Annotated in this window: 5 protein-coding genes; 1 reads left to right on the top strand and 4 read right to left on the bottom strand. The window is 64.9% G+C overall.

The genetic code is table 11. From position 1 onward, the window contains the following. Positions 1-1,563, top strand: a 1,563-nt coding sequence (locus JHC36_RS01880; protein ID WP_287915144.1) for a hypothetical protein, incomplete at its 5' end; no start/stop codon positions are given. Positions 1,564-1,694: 131 nt separating this feature from the next. On the opposite strand, the gene JHC36_RS01875 is transcribed toward JHC36_RS01880, so the two are convergent. From JHC36_RS01875 to JHC36_RS01860, 4 genes are all read right to left on the bottom strand, one after another. Next, on the bottom strand, positions 1,695-2,018 hold the full coding sequence (locus tag JHC36_RS01875) for a hypothetical protein (RefSeq protein ID WP_287915141.1): 324 nt from the start codon (positions 2,016-2,018) through the stop codon (positions 1,695-1,697). Further along, on the bottom strand, positions 2,015-2,914 hold the full coding sequence (locus tag JHC36_RS01870; RefSeq protein WP_287915138.1) for a VOC family protein: 900 nt from the start codon (positions 2,912-2,914) through the stop codon (positions 2,015-2,017). The genes JHC36_RS01875 and JHC36_RS01870 overlap by 4 nt, the downstream gene beginning before the upstream one ends. 133 nt (positions 2,915-3,047) lie before the next feature. Next, positions 3,048-3,893 (bottom strand): polyphosphate kinase 2, encoded by an 846-nt coding sequence (ppk2, locus tag JHC36_RS01865; RefSeq protein ID WP_287915136.1) that lies wholly within the window; start codon positions 3,891-3,893, stop codon positions 3,048-3,050. 196 nt (positions 3,894-4,089) lie between these two features. Continuing rightward, on the bottom strand, positions 4,090-4,915 hold an 826-nt coding region (locus JHC36_RS01860), incomplete at its 5' end, for a phosphatase PAP2 family protein (protein WP_287915133.1).

Raw genomic sequence — 4,915 nt, 5'->3', positions numbered from 1 at the left:
ATAGCGGACTTCCAGCGCCGCATTGAGGCGGAGGGTGCCCGCGCGGCACGGATCAATGCGCTGCGCACTGCAGATAACCGGCTGCAGCAAGCCGATCCCAAATATGCGACCCGCGCCGGCTCGAGCAATGCCCACTTCCTGCTCGCCCGCCCGCGCACGGCGATGTCGCGGCTGGAGTACGCCCAGCTCACGCTGAAGATAGGCTCCGACATCAACGCACTGGGGGTCTACGAGTGGTATCACTTGAGCGCCCTGCAGAAGGCTACCCGGCTCGCCAACGAGCAGCTCGCCCCGCAGGTGCGCCAGGCGCTTGCGCGGGCCATGCTGTTCGATGAAGCCTTTGCGCTTCACTTCCTCGAAGACGTCTACGCGTCGGGCCACGTGGCAGGGACCTGGGGCGATTCCGCCCAGCGCCAGGGCACGCACGACTACTACAACAAGGCCGGGCTCGAGGTCTTCCTGTGGCAGGGTGGCGACTCGATCGTGTTGATGGGGGATGCCAACATGCGCCCGGAGGACGCGGAGCGCGCCTCCACGGCTGTGCGTACAAGCCTCGACCAGCTGCTCGACGCCGCAGCCCCCTCGCGGGCCGGCGGGCTGCCGCACACCCCCGCGGCGCCGGGCCAACCCGACGCGTTCGATGTGTGCAAGAACAAGGTGCTGGTGCCGCGGCCCGACTTCACGCAGGCGCCGGAGGAATATCGGCGTCCCTATCTGGCCGCGATGGGCGAAGTCCTGAGGCCGACGCCCGTACCGAGCCTCGGCCCCGGGCTTGGGGCCATGCCGCGGTTTCGCAGCGAGGTGGGGCCGTTCGTGGGCCTGGCCGGCGTAATCGACGGGCGGGCGATAGACGGCGGATTTACCCCGTCGACCGGCACCGGCTTCGTGGGCGGAGTCGAGCTCGACGCTCGATTTGGCCTGGGTCTCGAGGGTGTGCTGGGCGACTCGGGTGACGGCCTCGTATTCTTCTCGATCGGGGTGCGCGGCGACAGCTCGTCGACGAACTCGATCAGCAACGCGACCGCGGCAGGGGGAAATCTCACTGCCGCAATTCCTTCGCGCACCGGTGTGGCCACGCGGTTGCGCATGCCCTTCTACCTGATACCGGGAGACCTCATTTTCCTCTCCCCGATCTACCTGTTCTCGCCCGAGACGTACGCGGGCATGGCGGTCACCGCGGGCAACGGAGGTTTGATCCCCTGGCAGTCGGGCTGGGCGACCAGCATAGGACGCTTTCAGTTCGTGCTCGGCCGCGAGCTGGGCGTCACCTTCTACGGGCTCAGCGGCGACGATCGCGTTATCGCGCCCAGCGCTACTCCGGGCGGCCCTGTCCGGGTGGTGGACTACAAGTCGATTTTTTACGATTTGCCGATCATCGAGTACCGGCCTTACCGCTCGTTTGCCAGCAACCAGAGCTCGAGCCTGGTGTTTCAACTCTTCGCCGGTGCCGACGTGCCGAACTCGGCGAACGTCGTCAGCCCGGCAGGCGCTCCGAACGTCGATCTTAGCACCGTCTATTCCGTCGGCCTTCGCATGGTCTTCGATTGGCGCTACTACCCGTAGGCGTCCGGCGGTCGACCGACCGCGGATCCCAACGCGTCGCTCATCTTTGCCGACGATGCGCGGCTCTTGGGGCCGATATTGGCGCAGCCGAGGGATGGGATGCTACGGTCTGCGAGCTGCGCAGTGGTCTATCAGCGACGCCGCCCGCCCGCGGCCGCACGCGGCATCGGCGTGGGTCGCGGCGATGGTGAGGGTTTGGCGATGGGTTGCTCAGGCCGCGCCCCCGGCCCGCCATCGGACGGACGCCCCGGCGGCGGACCGACGATCACCGACGGGTTGTCGTAGCAACATGGGCCCCAATACCACGGGTCGTTGTAGCCCACACCCGCGTACACCGAACCGCTCACTTGTCCCGACCCCCCGGACGCGCAACCGGCCAGAAACACGACGCCGAGCAGCAGCGCCCGGTAGAACGCATCACGCGCGAAAACCAGAGCGGCAGCCGGCCGGCTCATTTCGCGCTCCCGGTGCTCTCGTTACTCGCGGCGGGCCAGTTCACGATGCCCAGCACGCCACCTCGCGGGTCGGCGATGATCGCGAGGTTGCCGTCGAGCAGGTCCGCGCGCGGTTGCAGCAAAGCGCGGCCACCGGCAGCGATCGCCTTTTTGAGCGTGCCGGCAACGTCGTCCACCAGGACATAAGGCAACCACCCCGGTTGCTTGACTGCCGGGGGCAGAGGCACGATGCCGGCTCGCGCATACCCTTCCGAAGAAAGCGACACGCGCTTCACGTTCGCGTTCACCTCGCTGTCGTGCGCTTCGTATCCGACCAGGCCAACGTAGAAATCAGTTGCTTTCGCCGGGTCCGGTGTCAGCAGATCCACCCAGAAGAAGTCGCCGCTCGCGACTGGCGTGTCGGGCGGATCGCCGGACTGACACTTGAACACGCCGAACACGGCACCCTGCGGGTCCCGGAGCAGCGCGTGCGTGCCGCGGCCCGCGATCGTCGCGGGCGGGACGATCACCGCGCCGCCGTGCTGCTCCGCGTAACGAACGCTCTGGGCCGGATCCGGCACCGAGATCAGCGACAGCCAGCGGGCACTGCTCGAAGCGCCCGCGGGGCGGGCGCGATAGAACATGCCGCCGATGCTCTCGCCCGTATTCTCTATGAGCGTGTACGCCGCCGGGGGCTTGCCCACGGTGCGGAACTGCCAGCCGAAGACCGTGCCGTAGAACTGACGGGTTGCGGGGAGATCGTCGGTTACCAGATCGAACCACACGAACTTGCCGGGGTAATACGCGGCGCTGTCGCCCCCGCGAGCCGGCGCCCCGCCCCAAAGGACAGCAGCCACGAGAGCCATCAGCAACGCTTTCGCCGCAGCGATGCGAGCCGGACTGGCTTGGGTGTTCATGCGTTTCCTTGCACGGATATGCTCCTGCTGCCGTCTGCCATCGTTGTGATGCTATCACGCGCAGGCCGATCGTTTGGTCCGCGTGGGTCACCAACCAGAGAGCGGCTTGCGACTTGGCCCTCAGGTACCGGCATCAATACTTCTCCTCCACGAATTTGAACGGATATTTCGCATCGCGGTAGCCTCCCGGTTTTTGCCGCTCGGGCAGCTTGATCTTTTCCATTGGCGCCTGCTTGTATGCAATGTTGCTGAGCAAGTGGGTGATGATGTTCAGGCGAGCCCGCTTCTTGTTATCCGAGTTGGCAACGTACCAGGGCGCAAACCCGCTGTCGGTGGCCTTGAACATCTCGTCGCGCGCCTGGGAGTAGTCGTACCAGCGGCTGTAGGACTTGAGATCCATCGGCGAGAGCTTCCAGACCTTGCGCCCGTCGTGAATGCGTGCCTCCAGCCGGCGGGTTTGCTCCTCGGGGCTCACCTCCAGCCAGTACTTGAGCAAAAGGATGCCGGATTCGACCATGGCTTTCTCCACCAGGGGCACGGTCTGCAGGAACTTCTTCACCTGCTCCTCGGAGCAAAAACCCATCACCCGCTCGACCCCCGCGCGGTTGTACCAGCTGCGATCAAAGATCACGATTTCGCCGGCAGCCGGGAAGTGAGGCAGGTAGCGCTGCACATACATCTGGCTCTTCTCGCGATCGCTCGGCGCCGGCAACGCCACGACGCGAAACACGCGCGGGCTGACCCGCTGCGTGATCGCCTTGATGACGCCGCCCTTCCCGGCGCCGTCGCGGCCTTCGAACACGACGCAGACCTTGAGCCCCTTGTGCACCACCCACCCCTGGAGCTTGACCAGCTCGACGTGTAACCGCGCGAGCTCCTTCTCGTAGTCCTTGTTCGACACTTTGTCCCTGGATTCGGCGCCGTTGCGCTTGTCTGCCGCGTCCGTCGCGGCTTTGTTCTTGTCCCCGTTGGATTTCATGCTTTGCGTTGCCTCCCGTCATGGCGGCCCGGCAGAGGCCAGGCCTTCTGCTGATTTTGCACTCGAAACCACCACGCGTTGGTAGCGTTAGACGGCGATCTGCACGCCGCAACTTCGGATCGCGGCCTTTCTGGCGATGCCGCGCATGGCCGGCTCTCGCTTCATTCCTTATTGCTTCCATGACCGGCGACCATGGTCAATGCGAACTGGACAGCAGACTGATGTGCCGCAGTCCCGGCAGCCTCCCCAGGCGCAGCAGAACAGGGGTGCCGATGCGCTCCAAGAGGGAGCAGGCTGTGGCCGCATAAGGCGTGTACAGACCCCAGCCGATGGCGACAAAGCTGAGCAACAATCCACCAACGAGAACATCCGATAGCCAGTGCGCGCCGGATACGAGCCTGGGCAGGATCAACAGCAACGTCAGCCCCCAGACGAGCCACCGCCGCCAACCCCGCGCGAAAGGCGAAACAAATATCGCCCACAGCAGCAGAACCGAAGCATGGTCGCCGGGAAAGCTGCGCTCGGACGAGTCCTTCATTTGCCAAACCCTGCTCCATTCTGGGAACAGGTCGGACAACCTGACCGCTCCTTCCACGGTCAACGACGGACTCTCGCGCTGCCAGTGCATGATCTTGATCACTTCCACGAACAGCCCCGCGCGAATCAGCAGCAATAACAGCAGGAGCGCCAGAAAAGCGTACAGCGCCTGACGCACCTGGACAGCAGCGAATATCCAGTTCCCCTTGATCAGAAAGCCCAGCATGATCAAGCCGAAACCGAGATCGACCGGTCGCATGCTGCACACTGCCCAAACATGGGCCCAGGCGGTGTTGCTTGCCAGGGGCGCATTCAGCAGGTGGAATGCCCAGGCGTCGAACCCGTCCCACAGCCGCCGGGCCGGAGGCCAACGCCAACTGGCGAGCAAGATTAGCGCAAGCAGATTAAAGGCGATCAGCCCGGCGACGCGCCAGCGCGCCTGGATCAGGTTCGGTCTATTCAAAATAATCGTGCCCCTTGCGAGT

Origin of the sequence: Tibeticola sp., assembly GCF_022759015.1 — a bacterium.
Classification (GTDB): Bacteria; Pseudomonadota; Gammaproteobacteria; order Burkholderiales; family Burkholderiaceae_C; genus Tibeticola; species Tibeticola sediminis.
The sequence above is the reverse complement of the archived record's forward strand: the minus strand, read 5'-3'. Positions and strand labels throughout refer to the sequence as shown.

Excerpts from the sequence above, each read along its gene's own strand:
- JHC36_RS01870 (WP_287915138.1), bottom strand. The coding sequence starts at position 2,914 with ATGAACACCCAAGCCAGTCCGGCTCGCATCGCTGCGGCGAAAGCGTTG.
- JHC36_RS01875 (WP_287915141.1), bottom strand. The coding sequence starts at position 2,018 with ATGAGCCGGCCGGCTGCCGCTCTGGTTTTCGCGCGTGATGCGTTCTAC.
- ppk2 (WP_287915136.1), bottom strand. The coding sequence starts at position 3,893 with ATGAAATCCAACGGGGACAAGAACAAAGCCGCGACGGACGCGGCAGAC.